Genomic DNA, 23,325 nt, shown 5'->3' with positions numbered 1-23,325 from the left:
GATACTCCTTAAATGTTTTCCCAGTCGAGAACGATCTTGCCAGCTTCGCCTGAGCGCGCGAGCGCGTAGGCATCCGCCCACTTTTCAGCGGGCAGCACGTCGGTTACGGTCGACAGCACGCGCTCGCGAAGAATCTTCGAGGTGCGCACCATAGCGTTCATGGCGTTCCACGTTTCGAACATTTCGCGTCCGTAGATGCCCTGGAGGGTGAGCATGCGCGTCACGACGGTCGTCCAGTTGATCTCGAACTGCTTCGAGGGCAGGCCAAGCATGGAGATTTTGCCGCCGTGGTTCATATTGTCGATCATGTCTTGGAGGGCGCTTGCCTGCCCGGAGATCTCAAGGCCGACATCGAAGCCCTCGCGCATGCCGAGAGACGCCTGCGTGTCGCGAATACTCGTGTTCGAGACGTCAATCTGGGCATCCGTGCCCATGTCCTTTGCCATCGCGAGGCGGTGCTCCTTGACGTCGGTGATCGCGATGTAGCGTGCACCGGCGTGGCGAGCAACGGCGGCGCACATGAGCCCGATCGGGCCAGCGCCGGTGATGAGAACATCCTCGCCAACGAGTGGGAATTTAAGCGTCGTGTGCACGGCATTGCCGAGCGGATCGAAAATCGCGCCGAGCTCGGGCGTGATGACCTTTTCGCCACCATCGTTGTGATGAACCCACACGTTTTGCTGCGGGATGACGACGTACTCGGCAAACGCGCCATCGCGCTGCACACCGATCGAGCGCGTGCGAATGCACATGTGGCGGCGTCCCGCGCGGCAGTTGCGGCAAATGTCGCACACGACGTGGCCCTCGCCCGAGATGCGATCGCCAACGCGCACGTCCACGACGTCGTCACCGATCTCGGTGACCTCTCCGTAGAACTCGTGGCCCGGCGTGAACGGGACCGAATCGCACATGTCCTGTGCGGAAGCATCCCACTCGAGGATGTGCAGGTCGGTGCCGCAGATACCGGCGCGCATGACACGCACTTTGACATCGTTGGGGCCGACCTGCGGCTCCGGGATGTCAACGATCTCGAGTCCCTTTTGTGGGGCGGACTTGCGAAGGGCTTTCATAAGAACCTCTCTGTTCGGTAGGGATGCGCCTCAATGGTAGGGGTGTCGTGCTGAACGAGACTCGGATGCGGACGCACCTGCCGCATGTGAGGGATGCTTGTGTCCACTCCCACGGACGAATGCGGCGATCCGGCGACTACGATGGAGGCGATATGACCTCCAGCAACGAGAATACTGGCGCGCGCCCCGGTACGGCGAAGCCGCGTCTTGCGATCACTTACCCCGCTGACCTTCCCGTCTCTCAGCGGCGTGAGGAAATCCAGCGAGCGATTCGCGACAACCAAATCGTGATCGTCGCTGGCGAGACAGGCTCGGGCAAAACCACGCAGCTTCCGAAAATGCTCCTCGAACTCGGCTACGGTGGCCGCGGGCGCATGATCGGTCACACGCAGCCCCGAAGGATCGCCGCCCGAAGCGTCGCGAGTCGCATCGCGGAGGAATTGGGCGAGAGGCTTGGCGAGGGAAGCGTCGGATACCAGGTGAGGTTTACGAAAAACACCGCCACATCCACGCGTCTCAAGGTCATGACCGACGGCATCCTCCTCTCGGAGATTCACGGCGACAGGCTGCTGAAGAAATACGACGCCATCATCATCGACGAGGCTCACGAGCGCAGTCTCACGATCGACATGCTGCTCGGCTACCTCAAGCGCATCGCCCGCCGTAGGCCCGAGCTGAAAATCATCATTACCTCGGCGACAATCGATCCCGAGCGCTTCGCCGAATTCTTCGGAAAGAAGGATCGCGCGGGTGACCTGCACCCCGCCCCCATCATCGAGGTGTCGGGCCGCACCTACCCCGTTGAGGTGCGCTACCGGCCGCTCGTCCTCGAGCCCGAGATCGGTGAGGTGGACGAACTCGCAGACATCCGCAGCGAGGAGCGCGACCTCACCGAGGCGATCGTCGATGCGTGCGATGAACTGATCGCCGAGGGGCCCGGCGACATCCTTGTGTTTCTCCCGGGTGAGCGTGAGATCCGCGAGGTGGGAGAGGAGCTCCAAACGCACGTGAAGAAACGAGTGGGGGCGGCGAGTCGAATAGACGTTCTGCCTCTCTTTGGCCGCCTCTCAGAGCAGGACCAGCAGAAGATCTTCAGCCCGCCGAAAGACGGCCGCCGTCGGATCGTTCTCGCGACGAATGTCGCGGAAACCTCCCTCACCGTTCCGGGCATTAAATACGTCGTCGACTCGGGCCTCGCGCGCATTTCACGTTACTCGCAGCGCACGAAAGTGCAGCGCCTCCCGATCGAGCCGATCAGTCAGGCGAGCGCGAAGCAGCGTTCGGGGCGATCCGGGCGCACGAGCCCCGGCATAGCGATTCGCCTCTATTCCGAGCAAGATTTCGACACGCGGCCCGAGTTCACCGAACCAGAAATTCTTCGTACAGCCCTTGCGAGCGTCGTCCTGCAGATGACCGCTCTTGGGCTCGGCGACATCGAGAGCTTCGAGTTCGTCGAAGCCCCCGATAAGCGCGCGGTGCGTGATGGCGTGCGCCTCCTCGAGGAACTCGGTGCGATCCGCAGCGAGAAAAATGCCCCCGGTGGACGAGCGCTCACGGCGATCGGCGAGCAGATCTCGCGTTTTCCGCTCGACCCGCGTATGGCGCGTATGCTCCTCGAAGCCGATAAGCGCGGTGCACTCCGCGAAGTCCTCGTGATCGTCGCCGCACTCTCGATTCAGGATCCGCGCGAGCGTCCCCTCGAGAAGAAAACGCAGGCGGATCAGCTGCACGCGCGTTTCACTCACGATACGAGTGACTTCCTCACCTACCTCAACCTCTGGCGGCACTTGAGCGAGCGCCGCAAGGCGCTCTCCAACTCGGCATTCAAGCGCGAAGTCAAGAGCGAGTACCTGCACTACGTGCGTATCCGTGAATGGTGGGACCTCCACGCGCAGCTCAAAGACATGTGCCGCGACGTGGGGCTGCGGCCGTCGGATAACCCGGCGAGCGACGCGACCATCCACCAAAGCCTGCTGGCCGGGCTTCTGAGCCACGTGGGGCTCTACGACGAGCGCACGCGCGACTACCAGGGCGCGCGCAATTCTCGGTTCGTGATCTGGCCCGGAAGCACGATCGCGAGAAAACGCCACGATTACGTCATGGCCGCGGAACTCGTGGAAACATCACGCCTGTTCGCCCGCACGGCCGCGAAGATCGATCCCGCGTGGATTGAGGACGTCGGCCCTCACGTCATGAAGCGCAGCTACTCCGAGCCGCATTGGAGCTCGAAGAAGGCAAGCGCGATGGCGTACGAAAAAGCGACCCTGTTTGGCGTCCCGATTTTCGCGCGCCGCCCCGTCGCCTACGGCCGCATCGATCCCGAACTTTCGCGCGAGATTTTCATTCAGCATGCCCTCATCGAGGGGCAGTGGAACACCCGCCACCACTTCTTTCGCGACAATGTGCGACTCATAGAGGAACTCGAAGAGCTTGAAAACAAGGCGCGGCGCAGGGACCTCATCGCGGGCGACGCCGCCCTGTTCGAGTTTTATGACGCGCGTATCCCCGCGAAGGTGACGAGCGGGCGGCACTTCGATGCGTGGTGGAAGAAGCAGCGTCACGAGACTCCCGAGCTCTTGCATCTCACTCGTGAAATCTTGCTCGAGGGCGACGCGGAGGACCACGCCGCAGGTTTCCCCGACACATGGGTGCAGGGGGACATCACGCTCGCGCTTCGCTATGCATTCGAGCCTTCGGCTCGAGGTGCCTGCGACGGTGACCAGCCGAAATCGACGGCCCACTTCAAGGATGGTGTCACGGCCCTCGTTCCCCTCGCCGTGCTCGGCAGACTCGAGCCGAAGGGCTTTGATTGGCTCGTGCCTGGCATGCGCGAAGAGAGAATTGCCGAGCTCATTCGGACCCTCCCGAAGCCAATTCGCCGCCACCTCATCCCCGCGCCGGACAAGGCACGCGCCGTCGCCCAGATCCTGCGCGACGACGACCCGAATACGGGCGAGCGCTTCGTCGAAGCTGTTGCCGACGAACTCGTGGCACTTCCCGGTGTCCCCGACGACCTGCCGCTCTACGGCGATGAATTTGATGCGAGCAAACTTCCCGCGCACCTTCGCATGCATTTCTCGGTGCGCGATGATCGCGGGCGCGAGATCGGCTCGGGCGATGACCTTCTCGCACTCAAGAAGGCACACCGCGCACGTGTCGAATCAAGCGCGGCCCGGCAAGCCGAGTCCTTTGGCGACCGCGATCTCGACGGATTTCCTGACTTCGAGATTCCCCGCACGAAACGCAACCGGCAAGGTGGGCTCAATGTTGTCGTGTATCCCGCGCTCAAACTCCGCGAGGATAGCGGCGGTGTGAGTGTCGACCTCACCGCGATGCCGACTGCCCTCGATCAGCGCCGCGAGCACGTCCGTGCCGTGACGCACCTCGTGACCGAAGCCCTCGGGTCGAAGTCGGCGCAGGTGCTCGGCTCGCTCCCGAATCCCACGAAGCTCGCGATTTCTCAATCCAGTTACGGGAGCGCAAAGGCGCTTTTGAGCGATGCGGCGCTCGCCGCGAGCGCCGAGTTGATTTCCCGAACGGAAAACGGTGGTCTTGTGTGGACGAAGGCTGAATTCGACGCGCTCGTCGAGGCCGTGCGTGCCGAGCACGCAGGCCTTTCACGCACGCTCGTGCTCGCCGCCGTCGACGCTCTCGCTCTTCACGCGAAGCTTCAGCGGGCTATTTCCAAAGTGTCGAGCCTCTCGGTGCTGCAGCAGCTCACCCAGATCCGCGAGCACGCCGACTCACTCACCTCCGGGAGGTTCATTTCGCGCACGCCTGCGCACATCGTTCCCGAGATTCCTCGCTACCTGAAGGCAGACATCCACAGGATCGAGAAAATGCAGGACAACCCTGCGCGCGATGCCCAACTTGCGTGGCAGATCGAGGATCTTGTCGGCATGTTCGAGAAAGCGAAATCGAAACTCTCGACCGAGGCGCTCGAAAGCGATGAGGCGCGCGAGATTCCCTGGATGCTCGAAGAGCTGCGAGTCTCGTTCTTTGCGCAGCAACTTGGAACGCGGTACACGGTTTCGGAAAAGAGAGTGCGCCGCGCGATTGCGGATCTTCGCTAAGTCCCGGCGGAAAGGTCGCGGCCGTGGAAGGATGAAATCATGGCTACGCACACACCTGACAGCACCGAACCCACGCGTCTTGAGACCGGAACCGAAGCCGTCGAACGTCGCATTTTTGAGGCCCACGAAGGCGGAAAGCTCACAGTCGAGCCCACCGCTCCGATCGACAACGCTGACGACCTCGCGATCGTCTACACGCCGGGCGTGGCCCGCGTCGTCGAGGAAATCGCGGAAAAGCCCGAGAAAGCCTGCGAGTACACGATCAAGAAGAACACCGTCGCGGTCGTGACCGACGGCTCCGCCATCCTAGGGCTCGGCGATCGAGGCCCCCTCGCCGCGCTACCCGTGATGGAAGGAAAGGCGGCGCTCTTTTCACGTTTCGCGGACGTGGATGCCTTCCCGATCTGCCTCGATGCGCACGAGGTTGAGGACATCGTCGCGCACGTCAAGGCGATCGCACCCGCTTTCGCGGGAATCAACCTCGAAGACATCTCCGCGCCGCGCTGTTTCGAGATCGAAGACCGACTGCGTGCCGAGCTCGACATTCCTGTGTTCCACGACGACCAGCACGGTACCGCCGTGTGCGTTCTTGCGGCGCTCACGAACGCGCTCACGATCGTGGAAAAGCCGATTGAAGAGGTCCGCATCGCGATGTCGGGTGCGGGCGCTGCGGGCACGGCAATCCTGCGGCTTCTCCTTGCGGCGGGCGCGCGCGATGTGATCGTCACAAACTCGAAGGGCATCGTTCGAGAGGGTCGCGAGGCCGGAGATCGTCTCGAGTGGATCGCTCGCCACACGAACCCTCGCAAAGTGGAGGGTGGGCTGCGCGAGGCCGTTGAGGGAGCCGATGTGTTTATCGGTGTGAGCGTCCCGAACATTCTCGATGAGTCGATGCTGAGGAGCATGAACGAGCGCGCGATCGTCTTCGCGCTCTCGAACCCCGTGCCCGAGGTCGACCCTGAGATCGCCTGGAAGCACGCCGCCGTCGTAGCGACGGGACGCAGTGATTTTGCGAATCAGATCAACAATGTCCTTGCGTTCCCCGGTGTGTTCCGCGGGCTTATCGACGCCCACGCGTGCGAGGTCACCGACGAGGCACTTCTCGCGGCGGCCCAGGCGATCGCCTCCGTTGTCAGCAACGACGAGCTTTCAGCGCGCCACATTGTGCCGAGCGTGTTTGACGAGCGCGTCACGCCCGCGGTTGCGCGCGCCGTGGCCCGCGCGGGGGAGCCCCGCTAGGATCGAGGCATGAGTACGACACGCATTCGCTTCACGGCCTCGATCTCGGACCCGAACTCCCCGGACCACGGTGCCCCGCAGGCACCCGCTGCCCCCGGCGCTGCGCCGAGCTCGACAGCGGTGCTCGAACGTGAGGAACAGACGGAGGACGCCGATCCAGGCGATCACGATCGCTTCGCTCACTACGTGCAGAAGGAAAAGATCGCGAAGGCCGCGCTAAACAACTCGCCGGTGATCGCGCTGTGCGGCAAAGTGTGGGTTCCTGGCCGCGACCCGAAGAAGTACCCCGTGTGCCCGCAGTGCAAAGAGATCTACGACGGCATTGGTGACGGAAGCAACTCGGGCGACGGCGAGGATAAAGGCCGAGGTAAAGGCGGCTTTGGCGGCTTTCGGGGGCTTTTCGGCTCGGGTCGCTGAGATGCTCTAGCCGCTGCCGGGTTTATCGTGGATGGCGCTTATGAATGCCCACGATTCTTCCGCTTCGCCCGACCTGTTCTCGAGCTATCTGGAGTCGACGCGCACCAGCGAGCAACACGCGCCGGCTGTGCACACCCAGTCGACCCCCCGCAAGCCCTCGTCGTTTGCGGCGCAGCAGATGCCGCCCGCATTCCCCGAGCGCGCAGCGTGGGGCACGGCGCCGAAGCTCCGTGCGTGGCAGGCCGAAGCCCTGAACCTTTACCAAGAGCGCCAGCCGCGCGACTTCATGACCGTGGCGACCCCGGGCGCCGGCAAAACAACCTTTGCTTTGCAGATCGCCGCGGGCCTGCTCAAGGAAGGGGTGGTGCGCCGCGTCACCGTGGTTGCCCCGACCGAGCACCTGAAGACCCAGTGGGCGGATTCCGCGCTACGCGTGGGCATTCAGATCGACCCGAACTTCTCTAATTCCCAGGGTCGGCACGGCGATCACTATCAAGGCGTTGCCCTCACTTACGCGCAAGTGGGGGCGAACCCGAGGTTGCACCGAGCGAGAACCGAGGCGGCTCCGACCCTCGTCATCCTTGATGAGATCCACCATGCGGGCGACGCGCTCACGTGGGGCGATGGTGTCCGCGAGGCCTTTGACCCCGCGAAACGTCGCCTCGCACTCACGGGTACCCCGTTCCGCTCGGACGATGCCCACATCCCCTTTGTGCGCTACGAACCTGACGCCGAGGGGTTCATGCGCTCAAAGGCCGACTACACGTACGGCTACCGTCAGGCTTTGCAGGACCACGTGGTGCGGCCCGTGTTGTTCATGACGTATTCGGGGCGAATGCACTGGCGGACGAAGAGCGGGGACGAGGTTTCGGCGCAGCTTGGCGGCCTCGAAACGAAAGACATCATGCAGCAGGCGTGGCGCACGGCGCTCGATCCGAAGGGCGAGTGGATCCCCACTGTTCTTGCGGCCGCCGATCAACGCCTCACCGAGGTTCGTCGCGGCGTGAGCGACGCGGGCGGTCTCGTGATTGCGACGGATCAGTCCACTGCGCGCGCGTACGCGAAAATTCTCGAGCGCATCACGGGTGAGAAACCCACTCTCGTCCTCTCGGATGACGCGACCGCGGGCCGCAAGATCGAAGAGTTCAGCACCTCGCAGGATCGCTGGATGGTCGCGGTGCGTATGGTGTCCGAGGGAGTCGACGTTCCGCGCCTTTCCGTGGGCGTGTATGCAACGTCGACTTCGACCCCGATGTTCTTTGCGCAGGCGGTGGGCCGCTTCGTGCGCTCTCGCACGCGTGGTGAAACGGCGAGCGTGTTTCTTCCCTCGGTTCCCGTTCTTCTCGGCCTCGCGAACGAGATGGAGGTCGAGCGCGACCACGTCCTCGATATGCGCGAAAAAGACCAGCTTGACCCGGAGACAGGCCTCGATGAGGAGGCGCTGCGCGAGGCCAATCGCGAGGAGAAGGCGAGTAGTGAGCTTGAGGGCAGCTACGAGGCCCTCGAATCAGATGCCCACTTTGACCGCGTCCTCTTCGACGGTGGCGAGTACGGGACCCTCGCGATGGCGGGGAGCGAGGAAGAGCAGGCGTTTTTGGGAATCCCAGGCCTGCTTGAGCCAGAGCAAGTGACGACGCTCTTGCGCGAGCGTCAAAAGAGCCAGCAACGGCGTTCGTCAGCGCGCTCGAGCGCGCCCGCGGCAGCAACGCACCGCGACGTGACGGCGCTTCGCAAGGAGCTCAGCTCGCTCGTATCGGGCTGGGCGCGCCGCACCGGAACCCCGCACGGTCAGGTGCACAACGAACTGCGCCGCCGCTCGGGTGGCCCTGCGGTTCCGCAGGCGAGCGCGGAGCAGATTCAAAAGAGGATCGACATTCTTCGCGGCTGGTTCGTGGGCAAGAAGTAGCCCGACGCTTGCCGGGAACTATCGCTTCCCGGCGTTTCGCAGGTAGGCAAGCTCCTCGAGGGAGTGGACGACCGGCAGCGCGACATCGCCGTCCTGCCCCGTGCGGATATGCGGATCGGCGAGTGCAAGTTCGTCGAGAGCACGCTCGTGCACACTGCGTGCGGCTTTGATACGCTCCCATTGGCTGCGTGAGTCGAGAACGTTGCCGCGCTCGACGAGGCGTGTGAGAAGAGGCCGGGAGCCCGGGGCTTGCGATGGCTGATCGCCCTGGTTATCGGCGAGGACGAGCTCGGCGCATGCCTCACCTTCGGCGCCGCACACACGATAGGCGCGTTTGCTTCCCCCGACGGTGGCCTTTTGCGCGGACTTCTTCGCGACGGCCTCCATCTCGCCGGATAAGTTCTCGCGTTCGACGAGTTTGAAAACGAAGCCCTGCGCGGGGTGATCGCCGCCGGTCACGAGGCGAGTGCCGATCCCGTAGCTGTCGACGGGGCTGTCGCGAAGTGCAAATACGCGGTATTCGTCGAGGTCGCTTGTCGCGGTGATTGAGGTGCGCGTCGCGCCGAGCGCATCGAGCTGGGCACGCACCTCGCGGGCCGTTTCGCCGAGGGCGCCGGAGTCGATGCGCACCGCGCCGAGGTCGGGGCCCGCGATGGCTACCGCGGACTCGATCGCCGCGGAGATATCGAATGTGTCCACGAGCAGGCTCGTGTGCGCACCTAGCGAGTTTACTTGAGCCTGGAAGGCTTCCGCTTCGGTATCGAACACGAGAGTGAAGGCATGGGCGGAGGTGCCCACGACGGGAATCCCGTAGGTTCGACCGGCCTCGAGGTTCGAGGTTGACGAAAATCCCACGATGGCCGCGGCCCGCGAGGCGGCGACGGCGGCATCCTCATGCACGCGCCGCGAACCCATCTCGATGCACGGGCGCCCCGCCGCAGCCTGGATCATGCGCGAGCCCACGGACGCAATCGCCGAGTCGTGATTGAGGATGGAGAGCACGAGAGTTTCGAGAAGCACGCACTGCTCGAAGGTGCCTTCGACGCGCACGACGGGGGAGCTCGGGAAAAAGAGCTCGCCTTCCGCATACGCATCGATGCTGCCCTCAAACCGGTAGTCCGCGAGATAGGCGAGCACGTCCTCGGTGAACTGCCCCGTCGACCGCAGAAAATCGAGATCCTCAGCCTCGAAGCGAAACGATTCGAGCGCATCGAGAATACGGCCAATCCCTGCGAACACGCCGTAGCGTCGCCCCTCGGGAAGCGAGCGGGTGAACACCTCGAACACGCATTGGCGATCCGCGACACCGGCATCACGCGCGGCTTGGATCATGGTGAGTTCGTACAAATCGGTCTTTAGTGAGGTCGTTGGCACAGAGCAAGCCTAAACGAGGAAGCCGGGTAGTCTTAGTGTTCATACCCGTAGTGGAGCCCGAAGTTGAGAGGCGAGGGAGGAAACGCCGTGCGCGAAGACCGCCAGAGCGAGTCCCTGGCAAGCGTCGGAACTGAAACCGACCGAAAGTGGAACACCGTTGTGCTAAACGACGCCGTGAACGAGCAAACGTACGTGACCTACGTGTTTCGCACTCACTTCGGGTACGCCCGCTCCAAGGCCCACGCGCTCATGATGCAGGTCCATACGCAGGGGCGTGCGATCGTGTCGTGCGACGGGCGAGAGACCGCTGAATCTCACGTGGGTGCGATGCACGAATTCGGCCTCCTCGCGATCCTCGAGGAGGCGTAGTGGCGCATTCGTTCATCGCGCGGGCCGACGGTCGACTGATGTGCAGGCTCGAAGCGGAAGAGCGCGCCGTACTCGCGCAAGTAGCGGGCGAAATTACCGACCTCATTCGCGCCGATCTTGAAATCGGCGAGAGTGATGAGACCGGGCAACGCCCGAGCGAGGTGATGTCAGAGGACCCGCTCGCGAGGCTCGAGGCTGAAACTTCGCGCGCGCGGACGGAGGCCCCGCGCGACAGCGCAACTCAACGGCTTTTTCCGCCCGCGAGCGAGAACGATGAAGAGGCGGGCGAGTACCGGCGCCTCACGCAAGGCAACCTCGCCGATGCCCATATCGCGAACTTGAGCGTGCTTCGCGCGAGCCTGGAAGTTGCCGGCGACATCGGGGGCGAAGGGCCGCACGATGAGATCGTGATCGAGCGCTCCGATGCGGTCTCATGGCTCAAGGCGCTCAATGTTATTCGCCTCGTTCTCGCGGACCGCATGGGGATCGAGAACGACGGTGACTTCGAAGCGCTCCAGCTTTTGTGTTCGAACGACCTCGAACAGGTTGAGGCCGAGCCGGGAGTTGCCGGTTTGGAGTTCCTCGCGACACTGTATGAGTTCGCCTCGTGGCTCCAGGCGACGTTGATCGGGGCCCTGAACGCTCGCTCCTAGATGCCTGTGAGATCCCTTGCACGGGTGGGCCGAAGCACTCTCGGTCAGCGCGCAGATCGATAGATTGAAAGCGTGAACGATTCACCCATCGGGATTTTTGATAGCGGGATCGGCGGGCTCACTGTCGCACGCGCGATCATCGATCAGTTGCCGAATGAAGAGCTTTTCTACATCGGCGACACGGCCCACACGCCCTATGGCGACAAACCGCTCGCGAAGGTGCGGGAATACGCTCTCGGGGTCATGGACGAACTCGTCGAGCACGACGTCAAGATGCTCGTGATCGCATGCAATACGGCAACCGCGGCGGTTCTCGCCGACGCGCGCGAGCGCTACAGCGTTCCCGTTCTCGAAGTCATCAAACCGGCCGTGCGCCGCGCCGTGTCCGTGACCCACAACAAGCGGATCGGCGTGATCGGTACGCGCGCGACCGTGAAGTCGGGGGCCTACCAGGATGCCTTTTCAGCGGCGCTTGACGTCCATGTGGAGGCCGCAGCCTGCCCCCGCTTCGTCGAGTTCCTCGAGAGCGGGACCGATTCGGGCGAGGAGGTCCTCGCTGCCGCGGAGGAGTACCTCGCGCCCCTCAAAGCAGCGGGCGTGGACACGCTCGTGCTTGGCTGCACGCACTATCCGCTGCTCGCCGGCGTCATCAGCTACGTGATGGGGCCGGACGTCACGCTCGTGTCGTCCTCGGAAGAAACCGCAATCGACGTGTACCGCACACTTCAGGGTGAAAACCTCATGCGCACGGCGGCCACCGCGCCGAGCCACATCTTCGCTGAGACGGCGCCGCGCGTGGGCCGCACGAGCAACTTCGCGCGCCTCTCGCAGCGCTTCCTCGGCCCCGCGATTACCCACACGACCTCCATCCCCGCCCGTGAGGAGAATGCATGAGCATCGAATTGACAGTGGTGGGCTGCTCCGGCAGCTATGAGGGTCCGGGCGAGCCGGCCTCGTGCTACCTCGTGACCGTGCCCGGTAAACGCGGTAAGCCGTTTCGCATCCTCATCGATTGCGGCAATGGTGCCCTCTCTAACCTTCACAAGGTCATCGACCCGTCTCACATCGACATCATTCTCATCTCGCACCTGCATGCGGATCACTTCCTCGACCTCGCGGGACTCGAGGTCTACCTCGCCTATCACCCGCTCGTCAACTGTCCGACGGTCCGCGTTTTCGCGCCCGAAGGCATCGACGAACGTTTGAGCGCCGCGACCGGCAATCCCGACCCCATCCCGCCCGGCGCAATCCGCGCCCCCTACGAGTTCATTGCGCTATCGGAGGGGGACAGTATCGAAGCGGGGCGTGCGATCATCACGGCAGTGCCCGTGGAGCACCCCGTTCCCGCATTCGGCTTCCGTATCGCCGTGGGCGACACCGTACTCGCTTACACGGGCGATACCGACGTGTGTGAGGGCGCCTCGGCTCTCGCAAGTGGCGTTGACCTTCTCTTGTGCGAGGCCGGGTACGTTGAGGGGCGCGACGACCACTTCCAGGGCATCCACTTGACGGGCAAGCGTGCGGGAATTCTGGCGCGCGAAGCCGGGGTGAAGAAGCTTGTGCTGACCCACATCCCGCCGTGGACCGATCGCAAAGTCCCGCTCGAAGAGGCGAGGGCCGAGTTCGACGGTCCTCTCGAACTCGCCGAGTCACTTCGCACCTACACGCTTTAATTCCCAGCTCGCGACCAACGAGGAGAAAGCCATGACCGAGCAGATCACCCGAGTCGACGGACGCACCGTCGATCAGCTCCGCGACGTGAGGATCACGCGCGGTTGGCTTGACCACGCCGAAGGCAGCTGCCTGATCGAATTTGGACGCACGCGCGTGCTATGCGCGGCGAGCTTCACGGAGGGTGTGCCGCGCTGGAAGAAGGGCAGCGGCACGGGCTGGGTTACGGCGGAATACGCCATGCTTCCGCGCGCGACCGGGAGCCGCTCGGATCGCGAGAGCGTCAAGGGCAAGATCGGTGGGCGCACCCACGAAATCTCGCGACTCATCGGCCGCTCGCTTCGAAGCGTCGTCGATATGAAGGCGCTTGGCGAGAACACGATCCAGCTCGATTGCGATGTTCTGCAAGCCGACGGTGGAACGCGCACCGCAGCAATCACGGGCGCGTATGTCGCCCTCGTCGACGCGATCACGTGGGGCAAACGCCATGCCTCGATCCCGGTGCTCGCCGATGTCCTGCGCGACTCCGTGTCGGCGGTGAGCGTCGGCATCATCGACGGCATCCCGATGCTTGACCTCGAGTACCGCGAGGACGTCAAGGCTGAAACCGACATGAACGTCGTCATGACCGGTTCGGGCGAGTTCGTTGAGGTACAGGGAACAGCCGAGGGAGCACCCTTCAGCTACGACGAGCTGAACCAACTCCTTGGCCTTGCTTCCCAGGGCTGTGAACAGTTGATCCAGATGCAGCTCGCGGCCTTTGAGGAACGCCAGTGAGTACCGACGCGAAGATCGTTCTCGCGAGCCACAACGCCAAGAAGCTCAAGGAACTGCGCGAGGTACTCGCGGGGGCGATCGACGGCTTCGACCCGGCTCTTGTCGTCTCCAGTGCCGAATTGGGTCTCACCGACCCGGTTGAGGATGGCGTGAGCTTCGAGGAGAACGCTCTGATCAAGGCACGTTCGGCGGCGCGAGAGAGCGGCCTCATCGCGATCGCCGATGACTCGGGTCTTGCCGTTGATATTCTCGGCGGAAGCCCGGGGATCTTCAGTGCCCGCTGGTCGGGCCGCCACGGCGATGACGCCGCCAACAACGCCCTCCTTCTCGCTCAGCTCGCCGATATCGCGCCGGCCCACCGCGGGGCGCAGTTTGTGTGTGCGGCCGCGGCGGTCATTCCCCATTCCGACGGTGGCAGCGCTCGAGAGGTGGTCGAGCTCGGCACGATGAGAGGGGCCCTCCTTCGTGAGCCGCGCGGTGAGGGAGGTTTTGGCTACGATCCGCTTTTCGTCCCTGAGGGGTACGAGAAGACGTCGGCTGAACTCACTGCCGAGGAGAAAAACGCGATCAGCCACCGCGGCAAGGCGTTTCGCGCGTTGGCCGGGCGACTCGCGAACCTGATCTGATTCCCGCGGGGCGCTTGCGTGCCTGAGACGCTAGGCGTGTGCTGCTAGTTGATGCCCCCGGCTGCAAGGGCGCGGCGCACGAGAATCGCATGCGACTGCTCAAGCTCGTTCATGACGGCTGACTCAAGGATCGTCGCCGCATCGAACCACCCGAGATCCAGTGCATCTTCTTGCGGGGCGCAGTCGCCCTCGACGGGAACGATGTACGCGAGTGAAACCGCGTGCTGGCGCGGGTCCACGAACGGCGACTGGCCCGGGGTGGGGAAGTATTCCGCAACGGTAAAAGGCACCATCGACGTGGGGACCTTCGGAAGCGCCACGGTACCGAGATCCTTCTCGACGTGGCGAATGATGGCCTCGCGAAGGCTCTCGTGCACGAGGACGCGGCCAGAGACGAGGGAGCGAATGATGCGCCCGGAACCGTCGGCGCGAAGAAGCAGACCGATGTCCTTGATCGCCCCGTAGGGGTCGAGTCGAACGGGGACGACATCGATGTAGAGGATCGGGAGCTTACGACGGAGCTCACGGATCTCGTCGTCGTCAAACCAGTTGGATTCGGTTCCCACTGCGGTGCGCGTCATCGTGACTCCTCGGTGGTGTGGCTCGGTGCTTTTTCGGTTGTCGGGCGGTACTCCTCGAGTGCGGAGCGTTCGGCGAGCGGGAGGGTGGCCGGGTCAATGCCGCTTGGCGCGTCCCAGGCGGGATCGAAGCGGGGGAGCGCACCCTCCTCGTGTGCCCATTCGAATGGTTCGCGTAGCGAATAGCCCGCGATCATAGGGACTCGCCAGAGCGTGGGGGAGACCTCGAGGAGCGTGAGCGAGGTGTTAGGGAGCGAGGTGAAGTCGCGCTGTGCGACGGCACTGGCCAGGTATCGAATGAGAGTCCCGTGCGCGACCACGAGAATCCGTCCATCGGGGTGCTGCGCCGATACGTCGCGCACCGCTGCGCATGCGCGCTCGAGGACGGCATCGACGCTTTCCCGGTCGGGAAAATCACGCTCTGGATAGGCCGCGTAGGCCTCGGCGCTGGGTTTGCCTTCCGCCCAGCCAAAATCGACTTCGCGGAACCCCTCGTGGACGCCGATCAACGGAAGGCTGTGGTCGGTCGCGATCACTTCGGCGGTGAGGCGGGCACGAATGAGAGGTGAGCTCATGACGCCGTCCCAGGCGAACTCCGGGGTGGAATCGAGAGCGCGATGGGCCTGCTCCACCCCGGTCGCGTTGAGGGGAACATCGCTTGCCCCCTGGAAGATGTGCGCGAGGTTCCAGTCCGTCTGGCCGTGACGGACGAGGCCAATCAGGGTCATCGCTTCCTCCTCAACGCTGGCGCGTTGTCGAGATGAGAGGGAGTACGCACGGGGGGACTTGAACCCCCACGCCCGAGGGCACTGGAACCTAAATCCAGCGCGTCTACCAATTCCGCCACGTGCGCATACCCGCCTAGCCTACCCGGCCAAGGGGTCGCGGTGAAAGTCCAGCCGACGACCGGTAGACTCGAGCGGTACGACCACGCGACCATACATCCCGGGAGGAACTCGTGGGAAAGAAGAAGGAAAGCCTCGAGGAGATGAAGGGCGAGGCCCTGCGCCGCCAGGACAATCTCGCCGCTGACATCGACGAGCTGCTCGACCGCATCAACCCCGTCAACGCCATCCAGCGCTGGAAGAACGAAGCTTCGGATACCGCGAAGTCTTTTTTCGTCGCCGATAGCGGCGCCGTGAAGCCCGCACCGGTCGCGGGCCTCATCGGTGGTGCTCTCGGCCTCCTCGCGATCACCGCTGGCGCGATTGTCCTCGTGACGCGCACGCCGAAGGACGGCGACTACTTCGACCGGGACTACCGTCAGAAGTGAGTGACACACCCGCGCTTCCGCTCCGGATGCTTCACGACCGCCTCCTGGTCGAGCCGGATCCCGAGGGCGAGCGCCGCAGCAAGTCCGGGATTCTGATCCCGGCAACCGTAAGCGTGTCGACTCGCCTGTCATGGGCGAACGTCGTCGCCGCCGGTAGCAACGTGCGCCAGGTGCGCGTAGGCGATCGCGTGCTCTTTGATCCGGCTGACCGTGCCGAGGTCGAACTCGACGCGAAGGTATACGTGCTCCTTCGCGAACGCGACGTACACGCCGTGTACGAAGATGCGCACGAAGGCGACGTTACCGGCCTCTATCTCTGAACCTCTTGCTCCTCCGATTGGAAGGAATCATTCATGACCACCACAAAAACCGCCGTCATCACAGGGTCGTCGCGAGGCGTGGGTGCTGACACCGCGAAGATTCTCGCCGCGGAAGGTTACAACGTCGTCGTCAACTATCGTCAAAAGGCGCCGCGGGCGAACAAGGTCGTGAAAGAAATCGAAGAGGCCGGCGGTCGCGCCGTAGCCGTGGGCGCCGACCTCACGAACGAAGAGGATCTCGACCGCCTCATGCAAACGGCGATCGACGAGTTTGGTTCGCTCGATCTGCTCGTTCTCAACGCCTCGGGCGGTATGGAGAAGGATCTCGGCGACAACTACGCGCTTCGCCTCAACCGCGACGCACAATCGAACGCACTCACCGCTGCGCTCTCGCGCATGAATCCCGGCGGTCGCGTCATCTTCGTGACGAGCCACCAGGCGCACTTCATCAACGAGGTTGACACCATGGACGCGTACGATGCGGTCGCGAAGTCGAAGCGCGCGGGCGAGGATGAGCTGACGTCGCGCATCCCCGAGATGAGCGAAAAAGGCGTGAGCTTCGTTGTCGTTTCGGGCGACATGATCGAGGGAACGGTCACGGCAACCCTCCTCAACCGCATGGAGCCGGGTGCGCTCGAGGCACGTCGCGAGGCAGCCGGGAAGTTGTACTCGGTGCGCGAGTTTGCAGAAGAGATCGCGAAGCTCGCGACGGCCGACCTGCCCACGGGGCACATTGAGCTCGTGGGCGGCGCACAGGACTTCCTCGCGCAGGTGGACGCGAAGTAAGCATTATGACAGTGGGCCCCGCGCGCACGAGGAAAGAGCCATAAATGGAACTCATCGTCCTCGCGCTCGTGGGGCTCACCGTCCTCGTTGCCTCCGCACTTTTCTCGCGCCGCACCGGCATCGCGGCGCCGCTCCTCCTTCTCGTGCTCGGGATCGTCGCGAGCTTCACGCCGTGGATTCCCGACATTGAACTCACGAACGAGATGGTTCTTCTCGGCGTGCTTCCGCCGATTCTTTTCGCCTCGGGTCGCAACGTGCCCGTGATTGAGCTTCGACGAAATCTCAAGCCGATTGCGTGGCTCAGTATCGTCATGGTCATAGTGCCGGCCGTCCTCGTGGGCGTGATCGTGCACCTGCTTTTTTGCGAGATCTCCCTTCCACTCGCCATCGCACTCGGGGCCGCGGTATCGCCGATCGATGCGGTCGCGGCGACGAGCATCGGCCGGCGCCTCGGCCTTCCCGATCGCCTCATGACTTTGCTCGAGGGGGAGAGCCTTTTCAACGACGCGGCCGCTCTCGTGACGATGCGGATGGCGGTCGCGACCCTCGCGACTGGGTTCTCGCTCGTTGAAGCGAGCCTCGGCTTCCTGTGGGCCGTCGCAGGCGGGCTGGCGATCGGGTATGTGACCGGTCGGGTCATCAATTGGGCTCGTGGCCGCCTCAACGACCCGGTGCTTGTCACCATCGTGACTCTCGCGAGCCCGTGGGCGTCGTATGTTCCCGCGGAGCAGGTGCATGCGTCCGGCGTGATCGCGGTCGTCGTCACCGCGGTAGTGATGTCCCATCTTGCGCCGCGGTCCCTCAACGCGGAGGAACGTGCGATGGTCCGCTCGACCTGGGCAACCACGAGCTACGTGCTCGAGCACGCGGTGTTCCTTCTCATGGGCATGCAAGTGGCGCGGCTCGTGAACGACTCGCGCGTGAGTGGAAGCCTGGGGCGCGTGTGGCTCATGGCGCTCGTTGTGCTCGCCGTGTTGATCGTGCTGCGTGCGTGTGGCGTCGCGGTTGTCGTGTGGATGTCGAATCACCGCGAGGCCCGTGCCCGCGCGCTCGGGCACACGCTCAAGGGCGGCCTCACCGAGAAGGGCGAGCAGCGTGCGCGTAACCGCTTCGGTTCGAACTGGGAATCGGAAAGCTCGCGATGGCTCAATCGCACCCGTGCCGACATTGATTACGCGCTCACCGAGCAGATTTCGCCGAAGGGCGGAATCGTGCTGGCATGGGCGGGGATGCGAGGAGTCGTGACCCTCGCGGCGATCCAAACCCTTCCATATGTTGCGGGAGGTCAGCTCGTCGAGTATCGCGGCGCGGTCATACTTGTCGCCTTCCTCGTGGCCGTGGGGTCGCTGCTGCTCTTCGGGGGGACGCTCCCGTTCGTTATTCGCGCAACGGGTCTTGCGGCACCCGGCATTGATGAGCGGCGGCACGAGGAAAAGATGCTCGTGAGGAGCATGCTGGAGACGGTCAACCGTGAGCTCGGCCCCCTCGCCGAGCAGACGATCGACGGCCAGCCGGTTCCGCCGCACGTCATCACGAAGCTTGAAAGGCGCATGGCGGCGCTCAACAACCGCACGAACACGGAAGCTCTGCGGCTCGAGAGGGATACGCGCGATGTCTACTGGGCGCTCTTCACGCGCTATCTGGATGCGCTCCGGCTCGCTCTCGAGGAGGAGCGTTCGGTGGGCGCTTACTCCCATCACGCGTTTCACGCGGTAGAGGACATGCTCGATAGGTTCGAGGTTAACGCGCGTTCGCGCGTATGAGAGGGGCGCCCGACGCTTGCCTTCTTTCTAGAGCCATCCTCGTTCGTTGGCGCGTTTTGCGGCGGCAGCCCTCGTCGCGGCGCCGGTTTTGTGGATAGCTGAGGATAGGTAATTTCGCACCGTTCCCTCGCTCAGGTGAACTTTTTTCGCGATGCTTGAGATTTTGTCGCCGTCGCGGGCGATGCGCAGGATTTCTTGCTCGCGTTCGGTGAGGGGGTTTGCTCCGTCGAAAAGCGACTCGGTCGCGAGTGCGGGATCGACGACGCGCTGGCCCGCGTGGATTTTCTTCACGGCGTCGGCGAGTTTTTCAGCGGGAGTTTCCTTCACCACGAAACCGCTTGCACCGGCATCGAGGGCGCGGCGAAGGTAGCCGGGCCGGCCAAAGGTCGTCACGATGAGGCAACGCACATCGAGCCCCCCCGCGCACGATCGCTGCGGTTGTCTCAATGCCGTCGAGGCCGGGCATTTCGATGTCCACGAGCGCAACGTCGATGTCGGTTGTGCGCGCAATCGCGAGTGCCTCTTCGCCGTTCGAGGCCTCGGCAACGACGTCGATGTCGTCCTCGAGACTCAGGAGCGCCGCGAGGGCGCCGCGCACCATCGCCTGGTCGTCCGCTATAAGAACCCTGATCACATTCGCACCTGCACTGTCGTCCCGTCTTCGCCGCCCGTGAGTGTGAGCGTTCCGCCCGCGCCTTCGACTCTTTCGCGTAGGCCGCGCAGGCCGTTTCCGCTCGTGCCCGAGAACCCTACGCCATTGTCGGTGATGTCGATGCTGTGAGGGCGAATCGTGATGACCGCTTTTGTGGCGTGCGAGTGGCGCACGATGTTCGTCATTGCCTCGCGCAGGCCCCACGCAAAGAGGGTCCTGTACTGCGGGTCGACGTCGGTGGCGTCGCCGCGTACCGCGAGCTCGATCCCGGCTTCGCGCGCAACGGTTCGCGCCTGCTCGAGCTCGGCGCCAAGCTGACGCACGCGAAGGCCGAGAACCGTGGAGCGCACGTCGGCAATGCCCTCGCGTGAGAGTTGGGTGATGAGGGCGATCTCGCGCTTGGCCGCAGCCGAATCCTTCTCCACGAGGCGCTCGGCGAGCTCGGATTTGAGCGCGATCGCGGTGAGGGTGTGCCCGAGTACGTCGTGAATGTCGCGCGCAACCCTTTCGCGCTCGTCCAAAACAGCCTCCTGTGAGGCGACTCGCGAGTCGTCGAGGGCAGCCTTGGTGAAGAACACCGATCCCGCGCAACCGAGGAACACGCCCGAAGCGATGATGCCGAACGGCAATAGCCAGAACTCTCGGGCGTATACGGGATAGGCGAGAATCGCGATCACGACGCACGCGCCTGCGATGTAACCGGGGCGCGGGGGAGGAGGAAGACAGACACAGGCACGACGAAGACCGCGAGTGAGAAGGCATCCGTGCCGATCAGGAACATTTGCGCGACGCACATCGCGATGAGTAGCGCGATGAACGCGACGCTTTGCCACGTGAGCGATTCGGTGATCCTATCGGGATCGCGAAAGTGCCGAATCATTGATGCCGCGTAAAGCGCGGCAAACGCGAGCGTCAGGAGGATCGAGAGTGCGCCGGCAAGCGTCGGAAGCCCTCCCTGAAAGGCCGTCACCAGCGGAAAGGCGAGGAAAAGGAGCCACACGAGCGACATCGCATACGCGATTGCGCGCCTATGCTCCACGGTGGCTCCCTGGTCCCTGTTCTCGAGCATTACTGCCTTTCGCGAGTCTTCCGGGCAAGCATGAGGGCGAGGACCACGAAGATCACGAGCCACACCGCTACGTTGACGAGGCCGTACCACAGCGGGTCCTCGTAAAAGCCCGGGCCGGTGGAATACATCTTCCCATGGGTGACGGGGTATCGCGCGAGCATTGCATACCCGTAAAGCGGCGTAAACCGGCCGATTTGGAGAAGCGTGCCGCTGAGGGGAACGAAGAGATTCCCGAGGAAGCCGAACAGCACGAGTAGGCCGGTGGAGGCGTTTGCAGCGCCCTCGCTTCGCATGGCGAAGGCAAAAATAAGGCCGTAGAAGCCAAACATCATTGAACCCACGAAGAGAATGAGGAACGAGATAATCCAATCCTCGAGCGGGGCCTCCGCTTTGGTGAGGGCGCCGATCACATACACGATCACGAGCGGGAGGAGAGCGATGATGCTTCCAACTCCCACCTTGACCGCGGCGTAGCGCATGTCGCTCAGCGGCGTGAGCCCGAGCTGCCTGCCCCAACCGCGGATTTTTTCAACGCCAGCCTGCGTGGCGATGCCGGTTGTCGCGCTTGCGGCTCCGTACGCGGCGAGGGCGATCATGATTGTCATCGCGATATTGCCATCGCCGATCTCGATATCGGCAAATTCATTCGTGGTGCCGATAGCGATGTAAATGATGACCGGCAGACCGACGATGAAGAAAAGATTGACGAGATCCCTGAATTGGCGCTTGAGTTCGATCGCAAACATTAGCTGACCTTCCGATCTTGTGTGAGGCGAACAAAGGAGTCTTCGAGGGAGGGGCGTGAAATCTCGAGTGCGCTCACGCCATCCATGGCGAGGAGGAACCGGGCCACGCTGTCGCTTTCGCTGCTGACGGTCGCCACACTCGAACCATTGATCTCAACGCGCTGGCTCGGAAAACGCTCGCGAAGGGCGGCCATGACAGTTTCGGGATGGTTCGCGCACACGCGCACCTCGCGCGCGCCGGTGAGATCGCGAATCTGATCCGTGGGGCCGTCGGCCACGATCGAGCCCTCGGAGATGAAAACGACGCGCCGGGCAAACTGCTCGGCCTCCTCGAGGTAGTGGGTGGCAAAAATGACGGTGCGTCCGACGGTTGCTTCGGCTTGCATGCGATCCCAAAAGCTGCGGCGAGCGGTGACGTCCATCCCGGCCGTTGGCTCATCGAGGATGAGCACTTCGGGGTCAGGCAGGAGAGCAAGCGCGAATTTGAGGCGTTGCTGCTCGCCGCCTGAACACGCCTTGACTTTGCGATCCGCGAGGTCCGTGATGCCCGCGAGCTCAAGAGCACGCCGGCCCATCGTGGGCTTCGGAAAGGTCGAGGCGATGTAATCGACGGTTTCTCCCACCGTGATGTCGGCAATGAGTCCGCCCGTCTGCAAAAGCGCGGAGACTTTGCCGGCCTTGATCGCTTCGTGCGGCGTGGTGCCGCACACCCGGATGTTCCCCGACGAGGGTTGCGAGAGCCCGAGCACCATGTCGAGCGTCGTGGTTTTTCCCGCGCCGTTCGGCCCGAGAAACGCAAGAATCTCGCCGCGCTCGACCGTGAGGTCGATGTCGTTGACGGCAAGCACCGAGGGGAATTGTTTACGGATCCCCGTGATCTCCACTGCTACTTCGTTCATGCCTCAAGTCTTTTTCAGGCACGAATTTCTCGCTATCGGAACCTGTCACGACATTGACGTGACAGGTGTCATGAATCGTCGTGCGTCGGCGGTTTAGATCCGCGACCAGCCGAGACTCGACGGCCCGATCGTGGGTCGCCAGCCCGTTTCGCGCATGAATCGAATCGAGGAGACCCGCAGCGAGCGGCGTTGCACGTCCATTTTTGCGGGGAGTACGGCCTGGGTTGCTGCGGGAAAGAACTTCGCATCCATGCCCGCGCGCGCCTCACGACCGAGGTCCTTCGCCCATCGTGCACGGGTAATGGGCTCGCCGCCCACGTTGTAGAAGCCGGATCGGGCATCGAGGGCCGCGAGGAAGGCTCGGCCCGCGTCGATGTGGTGCACGAGAGTGATGTAGTCGCTCGGCTTGCCGAGGAGAACCGCTTCGCCCTCGCGAGTCTTGCGAAGAGCGTAGGTGGTGCCCGGGTCGCGGCCGTACAGCTGCCCGAGGCGGAGGATGACGGCGCTGCGTCCATTTTCCGCGAAGTCGACCGCCGCGCGCATTTCGCGCACGCGGGGTTTGAAGGCCTGGTTTTTCACGGCGAGAGGGTGATCCTCGCTGATCCATTTGCTCCCGTTATCGGGGTACATGAACATCGAGGATTCTTGGATGAGTTTGCGAACGCCCGCGCGTGCGGCTGCTTTCGCGATTGCTGCGGAAGCCTCGAGGTGGAGACGGTCGTCCTCGCGCCAGGCGAAGGGGCGAAGTGCGCCCATTCCCGTGGGGATCTTCGCGAGGGTGTTGATCACGACGTCGTGGCCGCGAAAGGCGCGCTCGAGGTCGCTTGCGGAGAAGACATCGGCGATGACGCCGTGAGCGCCGCGCCCCTCGACAATGGGAAGGCCGCGCTCGCGACGCGTGACACCCGTGACTTCGTGCCCGGCCGCGACGAGGGCCTCGACAGCCTGCTGCCCAAGGACTCCCGTGGCACCCGTGACTGCGATCCTCACCGCTCAGCTCCTTATGGTTCGGCTACGACTCACCGTCACAGTCTAAGTGGCGGCACTGAATGTGTGCTTCGGCA

The 23,325-nt window shown here is 63.6% G+C and carries 23 protein-coding genes, 1 tRNA gene and 1 pseudogene; 14 read left to right on the top strand and 11 right to left on the bottom strand.

Features of this window, described 5'->3' with window-relative positions; genetic code table 11:
- Positions 1-8: 8 nt before the first annotated feature.
- The gene (gene tdh, locus HMPREF3157_RS09635; protein WP_016664961.1) at positions 9-1,070 is read right to left on the bottom strand and encodes an L-threonine 3-dehydrogenase; all 1,062 of its coding nucleotides are present in this window, start codon (positions 1,068-1,070) and stop codon (positions 9-11) included.
- Positions 1,071-1,222: 152 nt separating this feature from the next.
- Between tdh and hrpA the strand changes: the two genes are divergently transcribed.
- Genes hrpA through HMPREF3157_RS09615 form a run of 4 tightly spaced genes read left to right on the top strand, consistent with a single transcriptional unit; the run spans position 1,223 to position 8,705 of the window.
- Entirely contained in the window at positions 1,223-5,143 is a 3,921-nt protein-coding gene (hrpA, locus tag HMPREF3157_RS09630) for an ATP-dependent RNA helicase HrpA (protein WP_070436212.1), read from the top strand.
- Positions 5,144-5,182: 39 nt separating this feature from the next.
- Positions 5,183-6,382 carry an NAD(P)-dependent malic enzyme gene (locus tag HMPREF3157_RS09625; protein WP_016664959.1) on the top strand — a complete coding sequence of 400 codons (1,200 nt, stop codon included), beginning with the start codon at positions 5,183-5,185 and terminating at the stop codon, positions 6,380-6,382.
- Between the two features lie 9 nt (positions 6,383-6,391).
- The gene (locus tag HMPREF3157_RS09620; RefSeq protein WP_016664958.1) at positions 6,392-6,799 is read left to right on the top strand and encodes a DUF3039 domain-containing protein; all 408 of its coding nucleotides are present in this window, start codon (positions 6,392-6,394) and stop codon (positions 6,797-6,799) included.
- Between the two features lie 40 nt (positions 6,800-6,839).
- On the top strand, positions 6,840-8,705 hold the full coding sequence (locus tag HMPREF3157_RS09615; protein ID WP_016664957.1) for a DEAD/DEAH box helicase: 1,866 nt from the start codon (positions 6,840-6,842) through the stop codon (positions 8,703-8,705).
- An 18-nt stretch (positions 8,706-8,723) separates the two neighbouring features.
- Here the strand turns inward: HMPREF3157_RS09615 and HMPREF3157_RS09610 are convergent, their stop codons facing one another.
- A complete protein-coding gene (locus HMPREF3157_RS09610) occupies positions 8,724-10,079 on the bottom strand; it encodes a nicotinate phosphoribosyltransferase (protein ID WP_016664956.1) in 1,356 nt (451 codons plus the stop codon).
- An 87-nt stretch (positions 10,080-10,166) separates the two neighbouring features.
- On the opposite strand from HMPREF3157_RS09610, the gene clpS reads away from it, so the two are divergent.
- From clpS to rdgB, 6 genes are all read left to right on the top strand, one after another.
- Entirely contained in the window at positions 10,167-10,448 is a 282-nt protein-coding gene (gene clpS / locus HMPREF3157_RS09605) for an ATP-dependent Clp protease adapter ClpS (RefSeq protein WP_016664955.1), read from the top strand.
- Positions 10,448-11,101 carry a DUF2017 family protein gene (locus tag HMPREF3157_RS09600; RefSeq protein ID WP_016664954.1) on the top strand — a complete coding sequence of 218 codons (654 nt, stop codon included), beginning with the start codon at positions 10,448-10,450 and terminating at the stop codon, positions 11,099-11,101. Before clpS ends, HMPREF3157_RS09600 begins: the two co-directional genes overlap by 1 nt.
- Before the next feature lie 72 nt (positions 11,102-11,173).
- On the top strand, positions 11,174-11,995 hold the full coding sequence (gene murI, locus HMPREF3157_RS09595; RefSeq protein ID WP_016664953.1) for a glutamate racemase: 822 nt from the start codon (positions 11,174-11,176) through the stop codon (positions 11,993-11,995).
- Positions 11,992-12,774, top strand: coding sequence for an MBL fold metallo-hydrolase (locus HMPREF3157_RS09590; RefSeq protein ID WP_016664952.1), 783 nt, complete (start codon positions 11,992-11,994; stop codon positions 12,772-12,774). Before murI ends, HMPREF3157_RS09590 begins: the two co-directional genes overlap by 4 nt.
- A gap of 31 nt (positions 12,775-12,805) precedes the next feature.
- Positions 12,806-13,549 (top strand): ribonuclease PH, encoded by a 744-nt coding sequence (rph, locus tag HMPREF3157_RS09585; RefSeq protein ID WP_016664951.1) that lies wholly within the window; start codon positions 12,806-12,808, stop codon positions 13,547-13,549.
- Entirely contained in the window at positions 13,546-14,175 is a 630-nt protein-coding gene (gene rdgB, locus HMPREF3157_RS09580; protein WP_016664950.1) for an RdgB/HAM1 family non-canonical purine NTP pyrophosphatase, read from the top strand. The genes rph and rdgB overlap by 4 nt, the downstream gene beginning before the upstream one ends.
- Before the next feature lie 44 nt (positions 14,176-14,219).
- Here the strand turns inward: rdgB and HMPREF3157_RS09575 are convergent, their stop codons facing one another.
- The 3 genes from HMPREF3157_RS09575 to HMPREF3157_RS09565 form a co-directional block, all read right to left on the bottom strand.
- Positions 14,220-14,756, bottom strand: coding sequence for a DUF4916 domain-containing protein (locus tag HMPREF3157_RS09575; protein ID WP_016664949.1), 537 nt, complete (start codon positions 14,754-14,756; stop codon positions 14,220-14,222).
- Positions 14,753-15,481, bottom strand: coding sequence for a histidine phosphatase family protein (locus HMPREF3157_RS09570; RefSeq protein WP_070436211.1), 729 nt, complete (start codon positions 15,479-15,481; stop codon positions 14,753-14,755). Before HMPREF3157_RS09570 ends, HMPREF3157_RS09575 begins: the two co-directional genes overlap by 4 nt.
- Before the next feature lie 43 nt (positions 15,482-15,524).
- Positions 15,525-15,606 (bottom strand) — tRNA-Leu (locus HMPREF3157_RS09565).
- Between the two features lie 105 nt (positions 15,607-15,711).
- On the opposite strand from HMPREF3157_RS09565, the gene HMPREF3157_RS09560 reads away from it, so the two are divergent.
- From HMPREF3157_RS09560 to HMPREF3157_RS09545, 4 genes are read left to right on the top strand one after another with little or no spacing between them, the layout of a single operon-like run.
- Positions 15,712-16,026: a hypothetical protein gene (locus HMPREF3157_RS09560; RefSeq protein ID WP_016664947.1), complete on the top strand. Its 315-nt coding sequence runs from the start codon at positions 15,712-15,714 to the stop codon at positions 16,024-16,026.
- A gap of 26 nt (positions 16,027-16,052) precedes the next feature.
- Positions 16,053-16,346: a GroES family chaperonin gene (locus HMPREF3157_RS09555; RefSeq protein WP_070436292.1), complete on the top strand. Its 294-nt coding sequence runs from the start codon at positions 16,053-16,055 to the stop codon at positions 16,344-16,346.
- A 33-nt stretch (positions 16,347-16,379) separates the two neighbouring features.
- Positions 16,380-17,132 (top strand): SDR family oxidoreductase, encoded by a 753-nt coding sequence (locus tag HMPREF3157_RS09550; RefSeq protein ID WP_016664945.1) that lies wholly within the window; start codon positions 16,380-16,382, stop codon positions 17,130-17,132.
- A gap of 44 nt (positions 17,133-17,176) precedes the next feature.
- Positions 17,177-18,895 carry a cation:proton antiporter gene (locus HMPREF3157_RS09545; RefSeq protein ID WP_070436210.1) on the top strand — a complete coding sequence of 573 codons (1,719 nt, stop codon included), beginning with the start codon at positions 17,177-17,179 and terminating at the stop codon, positions 18,893-18,895.
- A gap of 27 nt (positions 18,896-18,922) precedes the next feature.
- On the opposite strand, the pseudogene HMPREF3157_RS09540 reads toward HMPREF3157_RS09545, so the two are convergent.
- The 6 genes and pseudogenes from HMPREF3157_RS09540 to HMPREF3157_RS09520 all read right to left on the bottom strand — a co-directional run bounded on the left by HMPREF3157_RS09540 (position 18,923) and on the right by HMPREF3157_RS09520 (position 23,251).
- A pseudogene (locus tag HMPREF3157_RS09540) lies at positions 18,923-19,496 on the bottom strand (response regulator).
- A 29-nt stretch (positions 19,497-19,525) separates the two neighbouring features.
- Entirely contained in the window at positions 19,526-20,224 is a 699-nt protein-coding gene (locus HMPREF3157_RS09535) for a sensor histidine kinase (RefSeq protein WP_016664942.1), read from the bottom strand.
- Positions 20,221-20,616, bottom strand: a complete 396-nt coding sequence (locus HMPREF3157_RS10585; protein WP_016664941.1) for a hypothetical protein — start codon at positions 20,614-20,616, stop codon at positions 20,221-20,223. Before HMPREF3157_RS10585 ends, HMPREF3157_RS09535 begins: the two co-directional genes overlap by 4 nt.
- Positions 20,616-21,362 (bottom strand): ABC transporter permease, encoded by a 747-nt coding sequence (locus HMPREF3157_RS09530; RefSeq protein ID WP_016664940.1) that lies wholly within the window; start codon positions 21,360-21,362, stop codon positions 20,616-20,618. Before HMPREF3157_RS09530 ends, HMPREF3157_RS10585 begins: the two co-directional genes overlap by 1 nt.
- Positions 21,362-22,261, bottom strand: coding sequence for an ABC transporter ATP-binding protein (locus HMPREF3157_RS09525; protein ID WP_016664939.1), 900 nt, complete (start codon positions 22,259-22,261; stop codon positions 21,362-21,364). Before HMPREF3157_RS09525 ends, HMPREF3157_RS09530 begins: the two co-directional genes overlap by 1 nt.
- 93 nt (positions 22,262-22,354) lie before the next feature.
- Positions 22,355-23,251, bottom strand: coding sequence for an NAD-dependent epimerase/dehydratase family protein (locus HMPREF3157_RS09520; RefSeq protein ID WP_016664938.1), 897 nt, complete (start codon positions 23,249-23,251; stop codon positions 22,355-22,357).
- Positions 23,252-23,325: the final 74 nt, after the last annotated feature.

It is taken from the genome of Dermabacter sp. HMSC06F07 (assembly GCF_001807345.1).
GTDB lineage: Bacteria > Actinomycetota > Actinomycetes > Actinomycetales > Dermabacteraceae > Dermabacter > Dermabacter hominis.
This window is presented reverse-complemented; position numbering and strand designations above follow the sequence as displayed.

Excerpts from the sequence above, each read along its gene's own strand:
- tdh (WP_016664961.1), bottom strand. The coding sequence starts at position 1,070 with ATGAAAGCCCTTCGCAAGTCCGCCCCACAAAAGGGACTCGAGATCGTT.
- hrpA (WP_070436212.1), top strand. The coding sequence starts at position 1,223 with ATGACCTCCAGCAACGAGAATACTGGCGCGCGCCCCGGTACGGCGAAG.
- HMPREF3157_RS09625 (WP_016664959.1), top strand. The coding sequence starts at position 5,183 with ATGGCTACGCACACACCTGACAGCACCGAACCCACGCGTCTTGAGACC.
- HMPREF3157_RS09620 (WP_016664958.1), top strand. The coding sequence starts at position 6,392 with ATGAGTACGACACGCATTCGCTTCACGGCCTCGATCTCGGACCCGAAC.
- HMPREF3157_RS09615 (WP_016664957.1), top strand. The coding sequence starts at position 6,840 with ATGAATGCCCACGATTCTTCCGCTTCGCCCGACCTGTTCTCGAGCTAT.
- HMPREF3157_RS09590 (WP_016664952.1), top strand. The coding sequence starts at position 11,992 with ATGAGCATCGAATTGACAGTGGTGGGCTGCTCCGGCAGCTATGAGGGT.
- rph (WP_016664951.1), top strand. The coding sequence starts at position 12,806 with ATGACCGAGCAGATCACCCGAGTCGACGGACGCACCGTCGATCAGCTC.
- HMPREF3157_RS09575 (WP_016664949.1), bottom strand. The coding sequence starts at position 14,756 with ATGACGCGCACCGCAGTGGGAACCGAATCCAACTGGTTTGACGACGAC.
- HMPREF3157_RS09570 (WP_070436211.1), bottom strand. The coding sequence starts at position 15,481 with ATGACCCTGATTGGCCTCGTCCGTCACGGCCAGACGGACTGGAACCTC.
- HMPREF3157_RS09555 (WP_070436292.1), top strand. The coding sequence starts at position 16,053 with ATGCTTCACGACCGCCTCCTGGTCGAGCCGGATCCCGAGGGCGAGCGC.
- HMPREF3157_RS09550 (WP_016664945.1), top strand. The coding sequence starts at position 16,380 with ATGACCACCACAAAAACCGCCGTCATCACAGGGTCGTCGCGAGGCGTG.
- HMPREF3157_RS09545 (WP_070436210.1), top strand. The coding sequence starts at position 17,177 with ATGGAACTCATCGTCCTCGCGCTCGTGGGGCTCACCGTCCTCGTTGCC.
- HMPREF3157_RS10585 (WP_016664941.1), bottom strand. The coding sequence starts at position 20,616 with ATGCTCGAGAACAGGGACCAGGGAGCCACCGTGGAGCATAGGCGCGCA.
- HMPREF3157_RS09530 (WP_016664940.1), bottom strand. The coding sequence starts at position 21,362 with ATGTTTGCGATCGAACTCAAGCGCCAATTCAGGGATCTCGTCAATCTT.
- HMPREF3157_RS09525 (WP_016664939.1), bottom strand. The coding sequence starts at position 22,261 with ATGAACGAAGTAGCAGTGGAGATCACGGGGATCCGTAAACAATTCCCC.